The organism is Pasteurella pantherarum (genome assembly GCF_049670885.1).
Lineage (GTDB): Bacteria > Pseudomonadota > Gammaproteobacteria > Enterobacterales > Pasteurellaceae > Pasteurella.
Genome location: NZ_CP187173.1, coordinates 472,113 through 494,986, shown reverse-complemented (window position 1 = coordinate 494,986; position 22,874 = coordinate 472,113). Strand labels below are relative to the sequence as shown.

The following is a 22,874-nucleotide window of genomic DNA, read 5'->3' as shown; positions in this document are numbered from 1 at the left end:
AATTTGGCTAAGTATAGCGAAATTGCTGGAATATGTGTACAAATCCCGATAAAAAATGTGCTACTCTACGCAAAAAACAGCACGATGAGAACCATGAAAAAAACCTATTTTATTGCGGATTTACATCTCAGTGAAAACCACCCGCACTTAACCCAACTTTTCTGTGATTTTATGCAGAATTTAGCCCCACAAGCTGACGCCCTTTACATTTTAGGGGATTTATTTGATTTTTGGATTGGTGACGATGAAAACTCTCCCTTGATTCAGCAAGTTCAACAACAGATTAAGCACGTTAGCGAACAAGGTATCCCTTGCTATTTTCAGCATGGCAACCGTGATTTTTTACTTGGTCAACGCTTTGCCCAAGCTTGTGGCATGCACTTATTACCCACCTATCAATTAATCGATCTTTACGGCGAACCCGTGCTACTTTGCCATGGTGACACACTCTGTATTGACGATGTTGCCTACCAACGTTACCGCCAAAAAGTGCATCAAAAATGGCGTCAATGGCTATTTCTTTGCTTACCTTTAAAAGTGCGGTTGATGATTGCGGAAAAAATTCGTGCCAAAAGTAAAGCGGATAAAAAGCAAAAATCAGCCGACATCATGGACGTTAATCCTGAATTTGTGTTACGCACGTTTGAACAGTTTGGGGTAAAAAAGATGATTCATGGGCATACGCATCGTCAAAATATTCATCATATTGACCCGCACTTTACCCGCATTGTCTTAGGGGATTGGGGGGCAACCGCCTCCATTTTAGAAGTCAATGAACAGCAACAACTTCGATTTTTAACAGACACCAATAAGGCATTATAATGGCAGATCCTCATATTCAATCACCTATGGACGGTTGGGATTATCTCACCGTAATTTTATACCGTAGTGGCTTTGTTATCGCAGGCGTGATGGCACTTCTTTTTCCTTATTATCCTCACCTTGCTTATTTCGGTCTGTTAGTCGCCGCCACCTGTTGTGCAGCCTGCTTGCATATTTATATGAAATCCTTCCGTCTGCTTTTGCAGATGGCCACTTGGATTGCCTTGCTTTGCCATGCATTTGGCTATGAAAATCTGGCATTAGGGGCAGCGTTACTCACTTTAGGCGGCTTATGTTACAAAGAATATTTTTGTTTTCGTGTCGTTTTACTTAATTTTCAACCTTTATTTGTGGCACTCTTTTGGCTTATTCAGCTTTTTCATCATCACCTTGCGATGCAGATGATTTCGCTGATTGTTGGTGTACTCTTCCTGCTGTTGGCCATTCAAAAATGGCGTATGCCGTTGCATTTTGATATTGGTGATAAAAGCAAATATCAAGTGTGAGGTGAAATGTGAAAACTTGTTAAAAAGACACCGCACTTTTTCTTAGCATAAGCGATCTCCCAGTAAAAAAGGCAAGCTCATCGGCTTGCCTTTAATGTTTTTCCGTCTCTGCTTAACGCTCTTGGAGGGCTTGTTTCATGCGGGTAATCGGTTTAACCAAATATTGGAAGACGGTTTTTTCCCCTGTTTTGATGTCCACGGTGGCTGTCATACCAGGCGTGATTTCTAGTTTACGTCCTGTTTTATCGGTAATGTTATTGGTGGTCGTTTCCACCAACACACGATAATACGCCATATCTGGGTTTAATTTTAGCTCACTTGGACGACGATCATCTTGCAAGGTATCTGGGCTAATCAGAATCACTTTGCCTTCAATGCCACCATAAATCGCATAATCATAAGCACTAATTCGTACGATGGCATCTTGCCCAGTACGAATAAATGCCACATCTTTCGGGCTGATATAAGCCTGCACAATCAATTTGTCATCAAGAGGCACAATTTCAAGGATATTTTGTCCTGCTTGAATCACGCCCCCCACGGTGTTAACTCGGATATTTTTTACAATACCTCGCAAAGGGGCTCTTAATTGCGTACGCTCAAGGGGATCGGCACGCATTGCCATGTTTTCTTTTGCTTGCGAAAGCTCCGCTTCTGCACGGGTGAGCTCATTGTTGGCATCTGCCGTGTATTTATTTTTGCGTTCGTTAAGCTGTTGTGCTAATTCCAAAGATTGACGTTTCATACGTAAAAGTTCAATTTCAGAGACTACACCACGGGACACCATTGGTTGAGTAATGGCAATTTCTCGATCCAAGATTCGTTTAGTTTCTGTTAAACTTGCCAACGCATCATTCATCGACTTTTGTCTTGCATGATAAGCCGCCGTTTCACGTTCTTGAATGTCTTTCGGAATCTCATCGGAAAAACGCAATGGCGTATCATAAGCTTCTGCCCGTAAACGTGCTGCCATAGCCTGTAAGCTATGAACTTTTGCTTGGCTTTCACGAAATACGGCGGAACTTCGGGTATCATCAAGTAACAAAAGCACTTGCCCTTTTTCGACAATGTCCCCTTCTTTGACTTTCATTTCTTGTAAAATACCCGGGTCTAAACTTTGTACCACTTGATCTCGACTACTTGGGATCACACTTCCCTGTCCTCGTGTGACTTCTTCTAAAGGGCTGTTATACGCCCAAATCAGGAAAACCAAGGCAAACGCCAACATGAGTATCACCACGGAAAATAACCCCGTATGTTTTTCTGTTTGCAATGCGGCATTGAGATCATTTAACAGAATTAAATCCGCTTTTTTAACAGGCTCAGGTGCCTCAGTCGCATCAGATTCACTCTGTTGCCCCTGTTGATGGTGAGAAAGTGCGGTGCTTTTGACAAAAGTTTTGCTTGCTTGATCTTGTCTTTCATTGGTTGCATTAGGCTGCTTCATATCACTTTTCCACTTGCTTAACTTAGACTATTCACTTGCTGTTCGGTTTGCTGTTCAGTTTTTGGCGAGCTTACCGTTGCATTAGGATTTTCTTTCCCATTCAAACGAGCAAGCACGTCGTCTTTTTTGCCGTCCATGATGATTTCACCGTTGTCGACAACAATAATGCGATCGACTAACTGTAATACCTGCGGACGATGTGTCACCACCACCACCGTGCGGTTTGTTAGCCATTGTCCTAATGCTTGCAATACAATCTGTTCTGAACCTTGATCCAAGCTATGTGTTGGCTCATCAAGTAAGACAACTTTCGGATCTTTTAAGGTCATGCGTGCCAATGCCACCAATTGTTTTTGCCCGCCCGATAAGCCTTGCCCATTTGAGCCAATCGGCATATCTAGCCCTCTTGGATGATGCTGAACCATGCGTAATAAGCCAAACCGATTTAATGCCGCTAATAATTTTTGGTCAGACACAAAATTATCATGGCGTGCCATGTCTAGATTTTCTCGTAAAGTGCCTAAGAAAAGATGTGGCGATTGACTTAATAATGCCACTTGATTACGCAAATAGTTGGGATCAATTTGTCTTAAATCGACATTATCTAACGTCACATTGCCTTCACTGGGTTCATAAAGCCCTGAAGCAAGGGTTAATAAGGTGGATTTTCCACTGCCAATCCGCCCTAAAATCCCCACTTTTTCCCCTGGACGAATCATTAAATTCACGTTTGATAACGCCTTTTGACCCGCTTGCTGATACTGGAAGGCAACATGATGAAAAGCAAGCTGCCCTTCTATTTGATTTAACCGTACATATTGACGTTCAGGATCACGTTCAATCGGGCGTTCAATAATTTGGTTCAAGCCGCTTAATGCAATGCGTGCTTGTTGAAAACGGGTGGCAAGACCTGCAATCTGAGAAAGCGGGGCAAGAGCTCGTCCAGATAAAATCACCGCAGCCATTAATGCCCCCATGGTGATCCGTTCTGCTTCATGATTACTGTGAATGAGATAAGTCCCAACCAACACCAAAAACACCGTGTTCAACTGTTGCATCGCCACCGAAAAATTCACCACAAACCCACTCAAATCTTTAATTTTTATTTGTGAGGCTGAGGTTTTCGCCGTGTATTTATCCCAACGTTGTTGTGCCCAATTCACGGCATTATTGGCTTTTAAGGTTTCGATACCATCAATCGCCTCCACCGCTAATCCTTGACGTTGCGAAGCTTCACGCATGGATTCATTCATATAACGGGCAATTCTTGGTTGCACCAAAAAGCCCACTAAAATCACCAGTGGGATTAATGTCATCGGCACAAAAACAAGGCTACCGCCGAGCAAATAAATGACAAAAAGGAATAACAATAAGAAGGGGAAATCTACCAACGCAAGTAAACTCGCACTGGTCATAAATTCACGCACCGATTCAAAATCACGCAAATTATTGGCATAAGATCCTGAAGAAATGGGCTTATCGATCATTCTAATTGCCATGACTCGACGAAAAATCGCTGAACTAATAATGAGATCGGCTTTTTTCCCTGCAATATCGGTTAAATGACTACGTATCAGCTTGGCAAAAAACTCAAAACCGATCGCCAAGACCACCCCAATGCTTAATACCCAAAGGGTTTCATAGCTTTTATTTGGAATGACACGATCATAAACGTTCATGACATATAATGAGCTGACTAAGGCTAAAAAGTTAATCAAGAACGTGGCTAAAATCACTTGCACATAATAGGGTTTGAAACGCCAAATCACTTTCCAAAACCATGCTTTCGGCAACACATATTCAGGTAATTCGGAGCGGATATCGGCTTCTACTTTTGGTTTGATAAACCAGCAATACCCAAAATAAAGTAGCTCCATTTCCTGTTGAGTCAACACTTTGCTTAACCCATCGGTTTGACGCAAATAATATTGACGTTGCTCGCCTCGTCCTTCAATTTTGTAGATCACCGCCGCTTCATCATTTTGTAAAAACACCACAACAGGCACAGAAAGAGCAGGAATATCTAACAAAGAACGTTTAGATAAACTGTTCTCAAAGCCATAAGTTTTTAGAATTTCAATCAGTGAAGTGTAATTAATGCGTTGTTGAGTATGACGGGTAACTTGTGCAGTGAGTGCCTCGGGGGCAATGGGCGACCCAAGAATTTGGGTCGCTAAGGCAAGATGTTCAATGATACTTTTCATCTATGATATCAATCACTTAACTTTGAAAGTGGCAATGTCTGCCCAATTTTGTAAGGCAGATTGAGAAACTAAATAAAGTAATGCCGCTTCACGATAATCATTGCGAGCATTCACTTCAGCAATTTGTGCATCTGAAAGATCTTGGTAAGCATTTAACACATCAATCAAAGAGTGTTGTGCCACATTAAATTGCAACTCTCTGTCATGAGATACTTTACGTTGAGCGGCAATTTGTTTTCTGGCGACAGCAATGCGTTTTTCACTTTGTCTTAAATCAATCTCTGCGGTACGGCTTTGCTCTTGGATTTCAAGTAAAATTTCTTGCAGTTTCGCACTAGCCACCAATTCCGTTGCACGACTATGATCTACCCCGTATTGGCTAGATAAATCCAAAATATTCCAACTGACATTTAATGCCACATCATAACCTCGACGATTGGCATTACCTTCTAAATTCACTGTTGGATAACGATTGGCTTTTGCGGCACTCACATTCGCTTTTGCCGACTCTAACTCTTTCAATTGTGCCAAATAAGTAGGAATTTGGGTTAAATCATTGTTGCGATAACGTTTAAGAAAGGCATCTGCTTTTTCTTGTTTGAAAGGATCTTGCAAGCCTTTTTCCGTTAATGGCTTCGGCGTGTAACGATTAAGTTGGCTTAAACTCACCTGCAAAATACGTTGTTGATGGGCTAATGAAGATTCCGCTTGGAATAACAAAGCTTCCGCTTCTTTAATCTCATAAGCTCGACCTTCATCATAAGAGGCGATCACCTTAACATCTTTTAAAATTTTACGATGACGAGCCACACTCTCTTTATAAATAGCAATACTCTCTTTCGCACGCAATGCATTTAAGTACAGTTGACCAATGGCTTTGCCCATTTGATCACGTGTTTCTTCTTTTTTATGCAGGAAATACTGGGCTTTCTGCTTATCACGTTCGACAGCGGCTTCTATTCCTCCCCAAGAAAAGACATTCACTTGTGCCTTCACACTCGGAGTAGAACGACGACGATCTTGCTCGTGTTTATAATCTTGCGTCAAAATTTGAGTATTGGCGACAGAAAGAACAGGATAATGTTTCGCTTTGGAAATATTGGTTTGAGCATTGGCAACATCAATGTTCGCTTGTGCTTCTAACATTTTAGGATCGGCATTCAAGGCATAACGCAATACATTTTTTAAGCCGATTTGTTCATGCTCTGAATGAGCAAAGGCAGGGGAAACCATTCCGAGGGTACATACTGCACATAACATCGTACGCAAATTTAGAGTCAACATAAGGAACCTTTATCAGAAAAATCAATAACCACATTTCAGTGTTATCAGAAGGAGTATTTATTGCTAAATACCGTATAGCGTATGAGATTCAGCCGAAGCCTAGTATAGCAACATTTTCTAGCCTGCTCTAACGAAAATACGCCCAAAACGTAAATAAATACGCCAAATTTCCCCCAAAATAGCCATTTAAATCCAAAAACGACGATGAAAATTATTTTAAATAAAAAAATAAACCCACGCTTATTTCACTAAGCATGGGTTTATCGACCAATTGGAATCTTATCTCACCTTGTGAGATTCCCATTATTTTACACGAGAAACGTATTCACCAGAACGTGTATCGACTTTGATCACTTCACCAATTTGTACGAATAAAGGCACTTTAACAACCGCACCTGTACTTAATGTAGCCGGTTTACCACCTGTCCCTGCCGTGTCGCCTTTTAAGCCTGGGTCAGTATCAACAATTTCTAATTCAACAAAGTTTGGTGGCGTTACGCTAATTGGTGCACCATTCCATAATGTGACGATACAATCTGCTTGGTCTAATAACCATTTTTCTGCATCACCGATGGCTTTTGCATCAGCAGAGTATTGTTCAAAGGTTTCTGGGTGCATAAAATACCAGAAAGCATCATCTTTGTATGAGTAAGTTAAGTTTAAATCCATCACATCAGCCGCTTCTACTGACGTACCAGATTTAAAGTTAACATCTAATACTTTGCCAGAAATTAATTTACGAATACGAGTACGAGTGAATGCTTGACCTTTACCGGGTTTAACAAATTCATTTTCAACAATGACACAAGGCTCGCCGTCTTGCATAAATTTTAGACCTGGTTTGAAATCACTGGTAGTATATGTAGCCATATTATCCTCAAGTTATAAAAAGATTGTTTTTAAAAGTGCATATTTTAACTCAAAACATAGTCATTAGAGAAGAACAAAGTTGGACTGATCTGCTCGCAAATGCCATTTCTGATCCCAAATTATTACTTAACGCCCTAAATTTACCCAGCGATCATTTTGAAAAAGACATGACCGCACGCCGTTTATTTCCTTTACGCGTGCCGTTACCTTTTGTGGAAAGAATGGAAAAAGGTAACCCACAAGATCCGTTATTTTTACAAGTGATGTCCTCAGCAGATGAATTTATTCAAGCAGAAGGCTTTAGCCCGGATCCCCTTGAAGAACAAGAATCGGTGGTGCCAAGTGTGTTACATAAATACCATAACCGTTTGTTATTAATGGTAAAAGGCGGCTGTGCCGTCAATTGTCGTTATTGTTTCCGCCGCCACTTCCCCTATGCAGATAATAAAGGCAACAAAGCCAACTGGCAAAAAGCGATCGATTACATTAGCCATCGCCCAGAAATTGAAGAAGTCATTTTTTCAGGGGGCGATCCTTTAATGGCAAAAGATCATGAATTGGCTTGGTTAATCAAACAGTTAGAAAATATACCGCACTTACAGCGGTTACGCATTCACACCCGTTTGCCGATTGTGATCCCACAACGCATCACACCTGAATTATGTCAAATGCTGTCTGAAAGTCGTTTCCAAACAGTGATGGTAACCCATATTAACCACCCGAATGAAATTGATCAGTCATTAGCTGATGCCATGTTAAAGCTTAAACATGCTGGCGTGGTTTTGCTCAATCAATCTGTATTGTTAAAAAATGTGAATGATAACGCTCAAATTCTGAAACGATTAAGCGACAAGCTATTCCGTATTCAAATCTTGCCTTATTACTTGCATTTGCTTGATAAAGTGGAAGGGGCAAGCCATTTTTATCTTCCTGATGAGCAAGCCCTTGAGATTTACAAAACATTACAAAGTATTACCTCAGGTTATTTGGTGCCAAAACTGGCAAGAGAAATTGCCAAAGAGCCCAATAAAACCCTGTATACAGCATAGGAAAATAAACAAATATCCTTTAAAATAACCAAAATTTTGACCGCACTTTCGTGCATACAAGTTAGCTATTTAGAATTGAGGTACTCTCGTGGATTCAGAAAAACAAACGCCAGAAGTAGAACGACACCCAGCACAAAATGAATTAGATCTTGAATTTAATTCCATGGAGCCGATTACACCGAAAAAAAACATCAAACCAGAGCCCTCTTTGTTTGATAAAGCCAAGGGGTTGTTTGCCAAAAAAGAACAAGCATCCCCCTCTCATCAGCGTAAAGAACCGACATTAGGTTCAACGCATTCTCAAGCAGTTTCGCAACCCCCTGCTCACGCCACTGAACAGGCTCATCCCGAGTCCATTCCACAGACTGACAAAGCCCCCTCTTTATCAGCCAGTGCCGTTAATGAGCAGACAACTGGAGGTGAAAACACCATGCAAAACGAAAGTACCCCAAGCAACAATCTAAACAACACCCCAAGCCACGACAACGCACAACAAAACAGTACGCAAACCGTTACCCCTGAAGCGACAGTAAGCAGTCAAACCACCACTGAGGGTTCAGCAGTAAAAAACTGGAAAAATCCTGAAACATGGGCAATGTTACAAGTGCTGCCACAACGTCATCGCCGTCTTGTTGTGGTGTTATTCGCCATCATCTTATTATTACTTCTCTTTTTCTGGCTCAAACCAAATAACCATACGGTACAATCTTTTGAACAGCAAAACACCAATGCTGTCCCTATTCAGTTTCAACCGCTAGATAAATCACAAGAAACAGAAGCAACAGTATTGGATAATTTAACCACACCACAAGATCGTAACAATTCCCCTGTGAATGTGCCGGAAAACACGGATACCCTTAGCTTGCCACCTGCTCAAACTCTAACACCAGCAGGTTCAACAAATACGGCTAACAATACACCTGTCAACACGCAAACTCAGGACAATGTGGCGAGAAGTGAAAAACCGCATGCTGTTGAAAGTGTCAAAAAAGGAGAAAGTGTCAAAATCGAAGCTAAAGCCTCGACAATGGAAAAAGCCCCTGTTGTGGTGAATGCCCCAGCGGTGGAAAAAGCCAAATCACTTGATACACCTAAAGTGAAAGAAAAAGCGAAAGTGGTTGAACACAAACCGATAAAAGTGGAAAGAAAACCTGCTCCCGTTGTGGATGCCGAACCTAGCAAAGCAAACGTGAAAAGTAAAACCCTCACCGTGCCTCAAGGTGTGAGCTTAATGCAAGTCTTCCGCAACCATAACCTCAATATTGCAGATGTCAATGCCATGACCAAAGCCAAAGGGGTAGGCAATGCATTAAGCAGTTTCAAAGCTGGCGATAAAGTGCAGATTTCCATTAATCCTCAAGGACGTGTTGCTGAACTCCGTTTAGAAAATGGTGCCAAATTCATTCGCCAGTCTGACGGCAGTTATCTTTATAAAAAATAAGGTTAAGTTCTTCATCGAGGCTAATGCAATAAAAACAATCGCGTTAGCCACATTCTTCATTGAGCATGGCAGAGAAAACACCCGTCCGTTTATCTGCCATGTTTTTTCTATAATGTCGATATACTGAGTGTAATGGATGGTGTAATGGATAGAAATTCCACATTTTGTCCATGACTCCCCTAAAATTAAAAGGGCTAAGTCCGTGCAATACCAAACTCATGCCCTTGTTATCAAAATTTTTGTTGCTGTCACATTTTAGAAAGATGCGGTAAAACCTAATTTCAAAGTTCTGCCTGGTGCTGGCATAGAAGATCTTGTCATGGGGTCAAGATAATAACGATCCGTTAAGTTTGTGCCTGACAACGTAAGCAACAGATTTTTATTCACTTGATAATTAATATAGGCATCCACTAAGAAGACGGGTGTCCAACGAGGTACATTGCTATACCCTGGGAAACCTGCATCAAATAAGGATTTGTTACGCGTTTCTTTGACATCGGTGTGATAAACCAAACGAGTGCCTAGCTCCAATTTTTCATCCAACAAACGCATACCTAAATTTGAAGTGATGCTATATTTCGGCAAAATGGTATTTTTCAAATAACCATTGGCGTTACCGCCATTCACACAAACTGGGTGGATCCTATTTCCTCGAATAGAGAAGTCGTTATTAATAATCGCTGACTCTTTATCACAGAATTTATTACGGATATTGTAACTAATGCCTAAATCTGCGAAGAAATTACCTTGATCATAACGTGCTTGTAACTCTAATCCCTCTAAAATACGTTTTTCAAATTGACGCATTTCATAATTCACATCACGGTCAAAAATATTTTTGGTGGTATTTTTATACCAATTTAAGCGAATATCCGCCCGTCTTAACTGTGGGAAGAAACCACGTAAATCATGTACATAACCAATTTCAATATTTTTACTGTGTTCTGGTTTGCGTTTATAGAAAGGTGTCAACACAGCTACTGAATAACCAATGGTATCTTCAAATAAACTTGGCATCCGTTTGGTTTCATCATAGCGTGCATAAATCCGTGCATTAGGGCTTAAAAATACCGTTGCACTGAATGACGGTGCCCAAGCGTGAGCTTTACGTTCGGCTTTTTTCATAGCTGCCCACTGAGCATCCGTAAGAGGAATATGCTTGCCTTGTGCACTTCCCTCAAGTCGATAGCGATAAATTTTCTCTCCAGCTAACCATTTACCCGCTCTATCAAAATTGCGAGGGATTACTTCCTCATTTTTTCCCGTAATGGGATTTTCAACTAATTCTTTCAAACTAGCAGGATCAATTTCCCCATTAAAGGTTGGAAATTCCTCTCCTGGATAATTACCATATTCATTTCTATACCAGGAAAATTCTTTAACAAGATCATATTTCATTCCTGAACCTTGAGCATTAAAATATTTTTCTTCAAATTTTTTTTCCTCTACAGATATTTCTGGGAAATTGTTTACCCGTTTAAATTCATTGAGTTTTGCATCTTGTCTATCCGAAAGAGTTGAATAACAGGTTCCAGCTGGTAAACCAGCCCATTCACAAACTTGTTCAGGTGTCAAGCCGGGAGGACCAAAAGTGGTATCCTCTTCATAAAATTGTTTAAGTAATTCAACCTGACGGTGATATGTTTTTTTATAACGTTCAGCAACTGCCTTATCCGCATCTTCTAGTTCTTTCACTTTAAATAAACTTAATTTAATCACAGAAGGGTTTTGAATTGCCTCTTTACTCATATCCTTAATTTTTTCTTGTAATCCCTTATCTTTTGATTTGTAGTGGGTATATTTCATCCCTGCTGTAAGCATTAACCAATCTGTTGGCATATATTCAAAACGGAAACCTGCATTAAACTCATTACGGGTGCCTTTTCTGGGTGCCGCTTTGGCATCTGTACTGATCCCCACTTTACAGGCATTGGGATTGGTTGGGCTACAAGTGCCAGACATTGCACCTGATACTTTATATTTTTCCCATAATCCAAAGACAGTGTCCGTTTCGAGGGTTTCACGGCGATAGTTCGCCATCACATCAAGATTTAGACGTGGGGTTAACTCAAAGCGGTTACTCATGGTTAGTCCCCAATGGTTATCGCGGGCAAATTGGGCATGTGCTTTTTGCGTATTAAAAATGCCGTCCGTATTTGGAGTTGCTGTGCCTGAATTTAAATAAGCCTCACTTTTTTCTTTCATGAGTTTAACCAACACTTTTTCCACTTCTTTGCGAAAATCAGGATCATCAAAATCAAAATTCCAATCAGGGTGATTTTGCATATAGGTTGGTCCCACAGCGTTATAGGCTTCGTTAATTGCATCTGCACGCATATCTGAATACTGTTGATCAGTGAACAACACATCCATTGGTGAACCGCCTGCGGTATTGGTTAAGGTTTTATTCCATAATGACCAAGCACCGATTTTTAAATCTAGCCACTTGTTATCTTCAGGATTAATTTCGTAATTTACACTCACTGATTTCTGTTTTACGTTAGCAAGGGGCCATTCTAAAACCGTGCCTAAGCCGCCCCAAACCTGACCTAAGCGAGAGGGCATAATATCGCCATATTGAATATGACTTTGTTTAAAATTCATATTCACATTGGAATAATCATTAATATGATATTTTCCTTTTAATAATAATGATTTAGATTCATAAGAGGTGTTTGGCGTTTCGTATTTTGGATAATAAATTTTAGCAATATAAGGCACATAAGGATCATCCGTGTAAAGATTGACATTTCGTGCCATTGGTTTCCCTTCACCATAACGATGCCCACCTTTTGCACCCGAATAATAATTCCCTTTGTTACGATAGGCGTAAGCGGCTAAACCTTCAAACTTATCTTGTTTGGTCGCCACGGCAATCCGAATGGCATTATCGTTAAAAAATTTATAACGATTACCTGCACGTGCTTCTTGGCGGTCATCACTTTTAAAGAAAGCCGCCCATTCAGCTAATTCCGCACCGCCTAACTGACTCACTTTGCGATAGTCTTCACCAAAAATATAAGGATAAGCACGGTTTTTAATGGAATTATTCGCCGTTTCCGCTTTAATTTCCACGCCCCATTTTTGCCCAGCTTTGACAATATCATCCACGGCAAGCGTACTCATTCGCACCGTTCCCGCCGCACCGCCACGCAAAGAGCGGTCTAAATTGGGGCCTTTTTCAACGGACACTGAACTAATTAAGAAAGGATCGAGGTAGTTACGATTTGAAACACCAGCATAACCACGCCAGATAGTCACAGATTGTTCCGTATCATCCACCAGCACAGGAATTCGCCCTTGTCCCCAAGCGCTGCGAATAATCGGGTCAATGGCACCACCATTACGTGCATCGCCACTATAAACGCCCGTAATTCCATTAAACAAATCAGAAACAGACTGGCTATGGAAAGTTTCGATTTCTTTTTTGCTTTTATATTCTGTCACTTGATTACGTTGAAAAACACGATCTTTGCCTGCCAATGCTTTATCTTCGCTAACAGCATTGACATTAATGGTTTCTAATGAGGTGAGTTTGGAATCGGCAAAAGTGAAAGGAGAACAACCTAATAAGAAAAGAAATAGACTGGTTGCGAGACTATACGGCATTTGTTTGTCATATTTTAGCTGAAAATACATACGAACACCCTTTTTGTTTATTAATAATAATGATAATAATTCTCATTATATGATCAAATTTTAATCACTACAATTTTAAACTCAGCTTTTCTAAAACCACAGTATGCACCGATTCTATTCTCAATGGTAAAACGGTTAGGTTAGAGACTGGTCATGGTTGAGTGAGTCACTTAGGATGGTTAATAGTCAAAATAGGAACAATATTCTGACATTTATTTTGTGATGAATCAGGCATAAGCAGAAAACAGTCTTATGTCTTTGATGCATTATGAATAGACACAAAGAGTATTACTCTTTTAGATAAAGAAATAAAATCAGAGAAAAACATCATTGTCGCGATGAAATAGAATGGCAAAATGCTAACTCAAAAAAGTTTGCTGAATTTTACATTGTGCTAATTACATTGTTTTTTAATTGCGTTTTTGTCCAATTATCAATAGCTAATAAAGTGTTTCATAATGGTGATTATGAGAAAGGAGTAAAGGATATGAACAGATCCAAAATACCAAAACGAGCTAAACATCTTCGAAGAAAAACCAATGTAGTAATGTAATAAAACGGTGTAAATGATCAAACATTTACACCGTTTCGTTTTTATTTTAAAGCAAAAATTACTGGTTATTTCTTCTTCGCTTTTGGATTTGGTAGGTCGGTGATTGAGCCTTCAAACACTTCTGCTGCCAAGCCTACAGATTCGTGTAAGGTTGGGTGAGCATGAATCGTTAAGGCAAGATCTTCAGCATCACAACCCATTTCGATAGCAAGACCGATTTCACCTAATAATTCACCACCGTTGGTTCCAACGATAGCACCACCGATAACACGATGGGTGTTTTTATCGAAAATTAATTTCGTCATACCATCTGCACAGTCAGAGGCAATTGCACGACCTGATGCTGCCCAAGGGAATTTTGCCACTTCGTAAGCAATGCCTTCGGCTTTACATTCTTTTTCTGTTTTTCCTACCCAAGCCACTTCAGGTTCAGTATATGCAATGGATGGAATCACTTTTGGATCAAAGTAATGTTTCATTCCTGCAATCACTTCTGCTGCCACGTGTCCTTCATGTACGCCTTTGTGTGCTAACATAGGTTGTCCAACAATATCACCGATAGCGAAAATGTGTGGTACGTTGGTACGCATTTGTTTGTCCGTGCGAATGAAGCCACGCTCGTCCACTTCAACACCCGCTACACCCGCATCAATGAGTTTACCATTTGGCACGCGACCGATGGCAACCAATACCGCATCGTAACGGCGAGTATCGTTAGCTGCTTTACCTTCCATTGACACGTAAATACCATCTTCTTTCGCTTCAACGGCAGTCACTTTAGTTTCTAAAAGCAAATTGAATTTTTTAGAGACACGTTTTGTGTAAATTTGAACCATGTCTTTATCCGCAGCTGGGATAACTTGGTCAAACATTTCCACCACATCTACTTTTGAACCCAGTGCATGGTAAACCGTTCCCATTTCAAGACCGATAATACCGCCTCCCATAATCAAGAGGTTTTCTGGCACTTCTTTTAAGCGTAATGCATCGGTGGAATCCCAAATACGGGGATCTTCGTGTGGAATGAATGGTAATTGAATTGGACGTGAACCAGCGGCAATGATAGCGTTGTCGAATTTAATGGTGGTTTCACCTTCTTCGCCTGCAACGATAATGGTATTTGGACCTGAGAATTTACCGTAGCCATTCACCACTTGCACTTTACGTTGTTTAGCCATACCCGCTAAACCGCCCGTTAATTGGTTAATCACTTTTTCTTTCCAACCACGGATTTTGTTTACATCCGTGCTTGGCTCACCGAAGACGATACCATGTTCTGCCAATGCTTTTGCTTCTTCAATGACTTTCGCAACGTGCAATAACGCTTTTGAAGGGATACAACCCACATTTAAACATACACCACCTAAGGTTGAATAACGTTCAACAATGACAGTGTCTAAACCTAAATCCGCACAACGGAATGCCGCAGAGTAACCCGCAGGGCCTGCACCTAATACCACAACCTGAGTTTTAATTTCTTTATTCATTTTAACCTCGTTAAAGAATGTGATGCCTTTTATTCAAAAATGGTGCGATTTTCTACCGCACTTTTGCATCACATTTGAGTAGATTAATGATGTCCGTTCGACAAGTGTTCGAACGGACAGAGTGATTACATCACTAAACGACGGAGATCAGATAACACACCATTAATATAGCTAATGAAACGTGCACCATCTGCACCATCAATCACACGGTGGTCGAAAGACAATGATAATGGCAACATCAAACGTGGGGTAAATTCTTTACCATTCCAAACTGGTGCCATTTCAGATTTCGACACGCCAAGGATCGCCACTTCTGGTGCGTTCACAATTGGCGTAAAGTGTGTTGTACCAATACCACCTAAACTTGAAATAGTGAAACAACCGCCTTGCATATCTGCTGCTGTTAATTTACCTTCACGGGCTTTTTTCGAGACTTCCATTAATTCACGAGAAAGTTCGATAATGCCTTTTTTGTTGACATCTTTAAATACAGGTACGACTAAGCCATTCGGTGTATCTACTGCCACACCAATGTTGACGTATTTTTTCAAGGTTAAACGTTGACCATCTTCAGAAATTGAGCTGTTGAAGCGAGGGAAAGCTTCCAACGCTTTGGCAGCCGCTTTCATAATGAAGACCACTGGAGTAATTTTCACACCTAATTTTTGTTTTTCTGCTAACACATTTTGTTCTTTACGGAAGGTTTCTAAATCCGTGATGTCTGTGCGATCAAAATGTGTCACATGTGGGATCATCACCCAGTTGCGGTGTAAGTTAGCCCCTGAAATCTTGTTGATGCGGGTTAATTCCACTTCTTCCACTTCACCAAACTTGCTGAAGTCCACTTTCGGCCATGGTAATAAACCTAATCCTGCACCATTCGCTACACCGTTACCTGCAGGTGCAGCAGAGACAGATCCTGATTCAACCGCTTTAATCGCTGCTTTCACATAAGCTTGAACGTCTTCTTTTAAGATACGACCTTTGCGACCTGTCCCTTTCACTTTATCTAAGTTAACACCGAATTCACGAGCTAAACGACGAACTACAGGTGTGGCATAAGCAAACACCGCACTGCCTGTGACTTCCGCATCAGCGGCAGGTGCTGATGTAGGCGTTGATGTTGGTGCTGGTGCTGCAGCTTGTGGAGCTGGTGCGGATTGAGCAGGTGCTGCAACAGCTGGAGCTGGTGCTGCACCAGCCACTTCAAATCGCATAATTAATGAACCAGTAGAGACTTTATCACCTGATTTCACTAAAATTTCTTTTACTACACCACCGAACGGTGCTGGTACTTCCATTGAGGCTTTATCACCTTCAACCGTAATTAATGATTGCTCTTCCGTGATCGTATCACCCACATTTACCATAATTTCAGTCACGTTAACTTCGTCACCGCCAATATCTGGTACATGAACATCTTTCACCGCACTTTCTGCTGGTGCAGCTGGTGCTTGTGTTGAAGCTGCCGCTGGTGCGGATGCCGCAGGAGCATCGCCTGTTTCAAATTTCATAATTAATGAACCTGTTGAAACTTTATCGCCGACCTTGATTAAAATTTCTTTTACCACGCCAGCAATTGGGGCAGGGACTTCCATTGAGGCTTTATCCCCTTCAACGTTGATGATAGATTGTTCCACTTCAACTTTATCACCCACCTTGACCATGATTTCAGTGACATTCACTTCATCGCCACCGATATCAGGCACATGCACTTCTACAACGGCACTTGCCACTGGTGCAGCCGTCGCTGGTGTGGCTTCAGCTTGTGGTGCTTGTGCAGGTGCAGCATCGCTAGCTTCTAATACAAACATTGGTGAACCCGTAGAGACTTTATCCCCAACTTTCACTAACACTTCTTTGATCACACCGGCTTCTGGAGAAGGAACTTCCATTGAGGCTTTATCCCCTTCCACATTAATCACGCTTTGATCTACCTCAACGGTATCGCCTGCTTTGACCATTACTTCTGTAACGGTGACTTCATCACCACCAATATCTGGTACTTGAATTTGTTTTGACATGTTCTTTTATCCTCCAATCATTCCATGAAACGCTCCCTTATTTTTAGGGAGCGGGAATGTTAATCGTAAATTAGGCGTAAAGTGGGTTAACTTTATCTGCATCAATACCGTATTTTTGAATTGCTTCGGCAACAACTTTCTTATCGATAGTACCTTGTTTCGCTAATTCAGATAAGGCGGCGATTGTCACATAACGTGCATCCACTTCAAAGTGTTCACGTAAGTTTTCACGGCTGTCTGAACGACCGAAACCGTCTGTACCTAATACACGATAGCTCACTGCTGGAACGTAAGCACGCACTTGTTCTGCAAAGAGTTTCATATAGTCTGTTGCGGCTACCGCTGGTGCTTCATTCATCACCTCTGCAATATAAGGCACACGTGCTTCTGCTTCTGGGTGTAAGAGGTTCCAACGTTCCGCATCTGCCCCTTCACGAGCCACTTCGGTAAAGGATGGTACACTGTACACATCAGAGGTTACACCGAAGTCGTTAGCTAACAATTGTGCTGCTTCACGCACGTGACGTAAGATTGCACCAGAACCTAATAACTGAACTTTGCCTTTACCTTGACCCGTCACAGTTTCAAATTTATAGATACCTTTGCGAATACCTTCTTCAGCCCCTTTCGGCATAGCAGGTTGATCATAAGTTTCGTTCAATGTGGTGATGTAGTAGTACACATTTTCTTGGTCTGGACCATACATACGACGCACACCGTCTTGCATAATCACAGCAACCTCAAAGGCAAATGCTGGATCATAAGACAGACAGTTAGGAATAGTTAATGATTGAATATGGCTATGACCATCTTCGTGTTGTAAACCTTCACCGTTTAATGTTGTACGACCTGATGTACCACCGATCATAAAGCCACGTGCTTGTTGGTCACCCGCCGCCCACATTAAGTCGCCAATACGTTGGAAACCAAACATTGAGTAGTACACGTAGAATGGAATCATTGGGAAATCATTGGTTGAGTAAGAGGTTGCAGCAGCTAACCAAGACGCCGTCGCACCTTGCTCATTAATCCCTTCTTGTAACACTTGACCATCAATCGCTTCACGGTAGTAAGACACTTGCTCGCGATCTTGTGGCACATAGTTTTGACCGTATGGGTTGTAGATACCAATTTGACGGAATAAGCCTTCCATACCGAAAGTACGTGCTTCATCGGCAAGAATTGGCACAATGCGTTTACCTACTGATTTATTTTTCAATAACACGTTCAATGAACGCACAAATGCCATCGTGGTAGAAATAGGGCGAGATTGTGCTTCAAATAATTGTGCAAACTCTTCTAACGCAGGCACCTCTAATTGTTCGGTAAAGCGTGGTAAACGGGTTGGTAAATACCCTTGTAAGGCTTGACGACGTTCGTGAAGATATTTGTATTCCTCAGAACCTTCTTCAAATTTAATGTAAGGGAGTTTTTCAATATCCGCATCAGACACATCAACATTAAAACGATCACGAACGTGTTTCACGCCTGACATATCCATTTTCTTCACTTGGTGAGCAATGTTTTTACCTTCAGCCGCTTCACCCATGCCATAGCCTTTAATGGTTTTCACCAATAATACGACAGGTTTGTCTTTCACTTGTTTCGCTTTGTTAAATGCAGCGAACACTTTTAATGGATCATGACCACCACGGTTTAATGCCCAAATTTCATCATCGGTCATTTCAGCCACTAATGCTTCAGTTTCAGGATAACGGCCAAAGAAGTGTTTGCGTACATAAGCCCCATCTTTGGCTTTCATGGTTTGGTAGTCACCATCAACCACTTCCATCATTAATTGCAATAATTTACCTGAAGTATCACGCTGTAATAAACGATCCCAACGACGACCCCAAATCACTTTGATCACTTCCCAACCTGCACCGTTGAACAAGCCTTCTAATTCTTGAATGATTTTGCCGTTACCCGTTACTGGACCATCTAAACGCTGTAAGTTACAGTTAATCACAAACACGAGATTATCTAACTTCTCACGTGCGGCAACAGAAATCGCACCACGAGATTCCACTTCGTCCATTTCGCCATCGCCTAAGAAAGCGTAAACCGTTTGATCTGCAGTATCTTTTAAGCCACGGTTGTGTAAGTATTTTAAGAAACGGGCTTGATAGATCGCATTCAATGGACCAAGCCCCATAGACACGGTTGGGAATTGCCAGAATTCAGGCATCAATTTCGGGTGAGGATAAGAAGAAAGCCCTTTACCGTGCACTTCTTGACGGAAATTATCTAATTGTTCTTCCGTTAAACGTCCTTCTAAGAACGCACGAGCATATACACCTGGAGAAATATGACCTTGGAAAAAGACTAAGTCACCACCGTTTTTCGCAGAACGGGCTTTGAAAAAGTGGTTAAAACACACTTCGTAAATGGTTGCAGAAGATTGGAAAGAAGACATATGTCCGCCCAATTCCAAATCTTTCTTCGAGGCACGTAATACCATCATGATGGCATTCCAACGAATTGCACCACGGATACGTCTTTCTAAATCTAAGTTACCTGGATAATTGGGTTCTTCTGAAGCTGGAATGGTATTAATGTAGTCAGTGGTGATACCTGTTGGTAAAGATACATTGTTCGCACGTGCGTGTTGCATTAATTGTTCGATAATATACTGTGCTCTTTCAACACCTTCTTCACGAATGACAGCATCAATTGCTAATAACCAATCATTAGTTTCGACTGGATCTACGTCATTCTTCAGCATTTCTGACATAGTCTTTTCCTTATTTTGTTAAGTTAAAAGTTAAGTTTAATCAAAATATCGCGATTAAACGATGAATTAATAACTAAAATTATTAAAATGAATAGAATTTGTACAAAATTGACATCGCCAAAATTGCTTTTACAAATTTTTAACAAATTTTGTAAATATTATTAGATTTTTTTAGAGAAAGATAGTGATTTCTCTCACAAAACACAAAAAAGAATCCATTTCAAACAAACTCTTTTTAGATTCTCTCATTTTTTGAATATACACATTTTTATTGCGAAAAATCAGGCGTATTCACGGCATTCAAACAAAGTATTCGCCGATAATTAAATCTATCGATAGACTAAATCTCTCAACCTTACTCAAAAAGAACATATTTCAGCCAATAACACAACAAAAGTGCGGTGCATTTTGACAGAATTTTAAGCAATAAAAAAGTCTGCCTATAGTAGGACAGACTTTTTATCAGAAAATTTCAAGAATTACTTTTTCAACACTAAAATAACAGATTCACCGGCAACGACTTCACCATTCTTTTTCTCGACATCACTAATTTCATCCATATTAGAAATGACGACTGGTGTTAAAATTGATTTTGCTTTGGCTTCAAGTAATGCTAAATCAAACTCAATGATGGTATCACCTCGTTTTACGTTTTGGCCTTCTTGTGCAATGCGTTTAAAGCCTTCACCTTTTAGTTCAACTGTGTCAATACCAAAGTGGACAAATAATTCTACGCCCTCTTTTGATTCCATTGAAAAAGCATGGTTGGTTTCAAAAATTTTACCAATTACACCATCCACAGGTGCAATCATTTTATTACCTGTTGGGCGGATAGCAATGCCGTCACCTACGATTTTTTCAGAAAACACAACATCTGGCACATCTTCAATATTCACAATTTCACCCGAAAGCGGAGCAAAGATTTCCACTTCAACAGCTTTTTTGTCTTTTGAGCCAAATAATTTGTCAAATAAACCCATTTTAGTCTCCTACTAAGTAAATGCGGGCATATTTTAGCTTAAAATTTCAAAATTGTATCTAATTTAATACTTTTTCAGCTAAAAAATCTTCTACTAATCGCTCAATTTCTGCCGCAGTTGGTTTTTCTAAGGCTTTGGCAGCAAGGGCTTTCGCATCCGCATAATTCACATTTCGGATCAATTTCTTAATGCGAGGGACTGAAATCGCACTCATACTAAACTCATCTAAGCCCATACCTAACAGTAAAAGAGTCGCTCTTTCATCGCCAGCTAACTCACCACACATACCTGTCCATTTACCTTCTGCGTGTGAAGCATCAATGACTTGTTTAATTAAAGAAAGTACTGATGGCGACATTGGGTTATAAAGATGAGAAATCAATTCATTACCACGGTCAACAGCTAAGGTGTATTGTGTTAAATCGTTTGTACCGATACTAAAGAAATCCACCTCTTTGGCTAAGAATTTCGCATTTACTGCCGCAGACGGCGTTTCCACCATCACACCCACTTGAATGTTTTCATCAAAGGCTTTGCCTTCATCACGTAATTCTTGTTTAAGGGTTTCAATCACGGCTTTTAATTCACGAATTTCTTCTACCGAAATGACCATCGGGAACATCACCGCCAATTTACCAAATGCTGAAGCACGTAATACCGCTCTTAATTGTGCATGAAGAATTTCACGACGATCTAAAGCAATACGCACTGCTCGCCATCCTAAAAATGGATTCATTTCTTTTGGTAAATTTAAATAAGGTAGCTCTTTATCGCCCCCGATATCCATGGTTCTTAAGACAACCAAACGTCCATTCATCGCTTCCACCACTTCTTTATAAGCGATAAATTGCTCTTCTTCGCTTGGTAATTGGTCACGATCCATGAATAAAAATTCTGTACGGTATAAGCCTACACCTTCTGCTCCATTGCGGTCTGCACCTTCTACATCACGAATGGTACCGATATTAGCCACCACATCAACACGATGTCCATCTAAAGTTAAGGCTGGTAAATCTTTTAACTTCGCTAATTCTGCTTTTTCTTCTGCTAATTTTTGTTCCAAGCTTCTTAAGCGAGTCATTTCTTCTTGTGTCGGGTTCACATAAACCACATTATTGACCGCATCAAGGATTAAATAATCGCCTGTGTTAACTTGCTCAGTCACATTATTGGTACCGACAATGGCTGGCAATTCTAATGAACGAGCCATGATTGAGGTATGCGATGTTCTACCACCAATATCGGTAATAAAACCTAATACTTTTTCTAAATTTAACTGTGCTGTTTCGGATGGTGTTAAATCATAAGCCACTAAAATGACTTCTTCATTAATATCACCCAAATCAATAATATGCACACCTAAGATATTTTTAATTAAGCGGTTACCAATATCTCGAATATCTGCGGCACGCTCTCTTAAATATTCATCATCAATTTCAGACAGCATGGTTACTTGCTGATCAATGATCTTACTTGTTGCAACCGCTGCATTTACTTTATGAGCACGAAGGTAGTCAATGATTTCTTCCTCTAATTCTTCATCTTCTAAAATCATCAAGTGACCTTCAAAAATCGCTGCTTTCTCTTCGCCAAGTGACTTAAATGCACGATCACGAATTGAATTTAATTGTTCAACAGCGGCCCCACGTCCTTGATAAAATCTAGCGATCTCAGCGTCAATTTGATCTTCACTGATTTTTTGCATATCAAGCACAATTTTTTCTTCTTTGAGCACTAAAGCTTTACCAAAGACAATGCCTGGTGAAGCGGGAATTCCTGAAATCATATACAACCTTCTGCAATAAATGAAAATAACAATCTATGATGAAAACAT

Annotated in this window: 15 protein-coding genes; 4 read left to right on the top strand and 11 right to left on the bottom strand. The window is 40.6% G+C overall.

Features of this window, described 5'->3' with window-relative positions:
- The first annotated feature begins 93 nt into the window (after window positions 1–93).
- Together lpxH and ACPEEM_RS02410 are read left to right on the top strand one after the other, a co-directional pair.
- Window positions 94–822 (top strand): UDP-2,3-diacylglucosamine diphosphatase, encoded by a 729-nt coding sequence (gene lpxH / locus ACPEEM_RS02415; RefSeq protein ID WP_424407605.1) that lies wholly within the window; start codon window positions 94–96, stop codon window positions 820–822.
- Window positions 822–1,328 carry a DUF2301 domain-containing membrane protein gene (locus tag ACPEEM_RS02410; protein WP_424401194.1) on the top strand — a complete coding sequence of 169 codons (507 nt, stop codon included), beginning with the start codon at window positions 822–824 and terminating at the stop codon, window positions 1,326–1,328. The genes lpxH and ACPEEM_RS02410 overlap by 1 nt, the downstream gene beginning before the upstream one ends.
- Before the next feature lie 112 nt (window positions 1,329–1,440).
- On the opposite strand, the gene ACPEEM_RS02405 is transcribed toward ACPEEM_RS02410, so the two are convergent.
- The 4 genes from ACPEEM_RS02405 to efp all read right to left on the bottom strand — a co-directional run bounded on the left by ACPEEM_RS02405 (window position 1,441) and on the right by efp (window position 7,133).
- Window positions 1,441–2,775: an HlyD family type I secretion periplasmic adaptor subunit gene (locus ACPEEM_RS02405; protein ID WP_424407603.1), complete on the bottom strand. Its 1,335-nt coding sequence runs from the start codon at window positions 2,773–2,775 to the stop codon at window positions 1,441–1,443.
- 17 nt (window positions 2,776–2,792) lie between these two features.
- Window positions 2,793–4,979 carry a type I secretion system permease/ATPase gene (locus tag ACPEEM_RS02400; RefSeq protein ID WP_424407602.1) on the bottom strand — a complete coding sequence of 729 codons (2,187 nt, stop codon included), beginning with the start codon at window positions 4,977–4,979 and terminating at the stop codon, window positions 2,793–2,795.
- A 12-nt stretch (window positions 4,980–4,991) separates the two neighbouring features.
- Window positions 4,992–6,263 (bottom strand): TolC family protein, encoded by a 1,272-nt coding sequence (locus tag ACPEEM_RS02395; protein WP_424407600.1) that lies wholly within the window; start codon window positions 6,261–6,263, stop codon window positions 4,992–4,994.
- A 303-nt stretch (window positions 6,264–6,566) separates the two neighbouring features.
- Entirely contained in the window at window positions 6,567–7,133 is a 567-nt protein-coding gene (gene efp, locus ACPEEM_RS02390) for an elongation factor P (RefSeq protein ID WP_424401202.1), read from the bottom strand.
- 35 nt (window positions 7,134–7,168) lie between these two features.
- Between efp and epmB the strand changes: the two genes are divergently transcribed.
- Window positions 7,169–8,182, top strand: coding sequence for an EF-P beta-lysylation protein EpmB (gene epmB, locus ACPEEM_RS02385; RefSeq protein ID WP_424401204.1), 1,014 nt, complete (start codon window positions 7,169–7,171; stop codon window positions 8,180–8,182).
- 88 nt (window positions 8,183–8,270) lie between these two features.
- Complete coding sequence (gene oapA, locus ACPEEM_RS02380; RefSeq protein WP_424407598.1) at window positions 8,271–9,623, top strand: opacity-associated protein OapA; 1,353 nt, start codon at window positions 8,271–8,273, stop codon at window positions 9,621–9,623.
- Between the two features lie 43 nt (window positions 9,624–9,666).
- Here oapA and ACPEEM_RS02375 read toward each other — a convergent pair whose 3' ends face one another.
- The 7 genes from ACPEEM_RS02375 to ptsI all read right to left on the bottom strand — a co-directional run bounded on the left by ACPEEM_RS02375 (window position 9,667) and on the right by ptsI (window position 22,826).
- Complete coding sequence (locus tag ACPEEM_RS02375; RefSeq protein ID WP_424407596.1) at window positions 9,667–9,795, bottom strand: hypothetical protein; 129 nt, start codon at window positions 9,793–9,795, stop codon at window positions 9,667–9,669.
- Between the two features lie 83 nt (window positions 9,796–9,878).
- Window positions 9,879–13,262 carry a TonB-dependent receptor domain-containing protein gene (locus tag ACPEEM_RS02370; protein ID WP_424407594.1) on the bottom strand — a complete coding sequence of 1,128 codons (3,384 nt, stop codon included), beginning with the start codon at window positions 13,260–13,262 and terminating at the stop codon, window positions 9,879–9,881.
- 618 nt (window positions 13,263–13,880) lie between these two features.
- A complete protein-coding gene (gene lpdA / locus ACPEEM_RS02365) occupies window positions 13,881–15,302 on the bottom strand; it encodes a dihydrolipoyl dehydrogenase (protein ID WP_424407592.1) in 1,422 nt (473 codons plus the stop codon).
- A 125-nt stretch (window positions 15,303–15,427) separates the two neighbouring features.
- Window positions 15,428–17,326 carry a pyruvate dehydrogenase complex dihydrolipoyllysine-residue acetyltransferase gene (gene aceF, locus ACPEEM_RS02360; protein WP_424407590.1) on the bottom strand — a complete coding sequence of 633 codons (1,899 nt, stop codon included), beginning with the start codon at window positions 17,324–17,326 and terminating at the stop codon, window positions 15,428–15,430.
- Window positions 17,327–17,396: 70 nt separating this feature from the next.
- Window positions 17,397–20,060, bottom strand: a complete 2,664-nt coding sequence (gene aceE / locus ACPEEM_RS02355; protein ID WP_424401215.1) for a pyruvate dehydrogenase (acetyl-transferring), homodimeric type — start codon at window positions 20,058–20,060, stop codon at window positions 17,397–17,399.
- A gap of 479 nt (window positions 20,061–20,539) precedes the next feature.
- A complete protein-coding gene (gene crr / locus ACPEEM_RS02350) occupies window positions 20,540–21,040 on the bottom strand; it encodes a PTS glucose transporter subunit IIA (protein ID WP_424401217.1) in 501 nt (166 codons plus the stop codon).
- 58 nt (window positions 21,041–21,098) lie between these two features.
- Window positions 21,099–22,826, bottom strand: a complete 1,728-nt coding sequence (gene ptsI, locus ACPEEM_RS02345; protein WP_424407588.1) for a phosphoenolpyruvate-protein phosphotransferase PtsI — start codon at window positions 22,824–22,826, stop codon at window positions 21,099–21,101.
- Between the last annotated feature and the right edge of the window lie 48 nt (window positions 22,827–22,874).

Bases quoted from the DNA above. Each gene is read 5' to 3' on its own strand.
- lpxH (WP_424407605.1), top strand. From the start codon at position 94: ATGAAAAAAACCTATTTTATTGCGGATTTACATCTCAGTGAAAACCAC.
- ACPEEM_RS02410 (WP_424401194.1), top strand. From the start codon at position 822: ATGGCAGATCCTCATATTCAATCACCTATGGACGGTTGGGATTATCTC.
- ACPEEM_RS02405 (WP_424407603.1), bottom strand. From the start codon at position 2,775: ATGAAGCAGCCTAATGCAACCAATGAAAGACAAGATCAAGCAAGCAAA.
- ACPEEM_RS02400 (WP_424407602.1), bottom strand. From the start codon at position 4,979: ATGAAAAGTATCATTGAACATCTTGCCTTAGCGACCCAAATTCTTGGG.
- ACPEEM_RS02395 (WP_424407600.1), bottom strand. From the start codon at position 6,263: ATGTTGACTCTAAATTTGCGTACGATGTTATGTGCAGTATGTACCCTC.
- efp (WP_424401202.1), bottom strand. From the start codon at position 7,133: ATGGCTACATATACTACCAGTGATTTCAAACCAGGTCTAAAATTTATG.
- ACPEEM_RS02375 (WP_424407596.1), bottom strand. From the start codon at position 9,795: ATGGACAAAATGTGGAATTTCTATCCATTACACCATCCATTACACTCA.
- ACPEEM_RS02370 (WP_424407594.1), bottom strand. From the start codon at position 13,262: ATGTATTTTCAGCTAAAATATGACAAACAAATGCCGTATAGTCTCGCA.
- lpdA (WP_424407592.1), bottom strand. From the start codon at position 15,302: ATGAATAAAGAAATTAAAACTCAGGTTGTGGTATTAGGTGCAGGCCCT.
- aceF (WP_424407590.1), bottom strand. From the start codon at position 17,326: ATGTCAAAACAAATTCAAGTACCAGATATTGGTGGTGATGAAGTCACC.
- aceE (WP_424401215.1), bottom strand. From the start codon at position 20,060: ATGTCAGAAATGCTGAAGAATGACGTAGATCCAGTCGAAACTAATGAT.
- crr (WP_424401217.1), bottom strand. From the start codon at position 21,040: ATGGGTTTATTTGACAAATTATTTGGCTCAAAAGACAAAAAAGCTGTT.
- ptsI (WP_424407588.1), bottom strand. From the start codon at position 22,826: ATGATTTCAGGAATTCCCGCTTCACCAGGCATTGTCTTTGGTAAAGCT.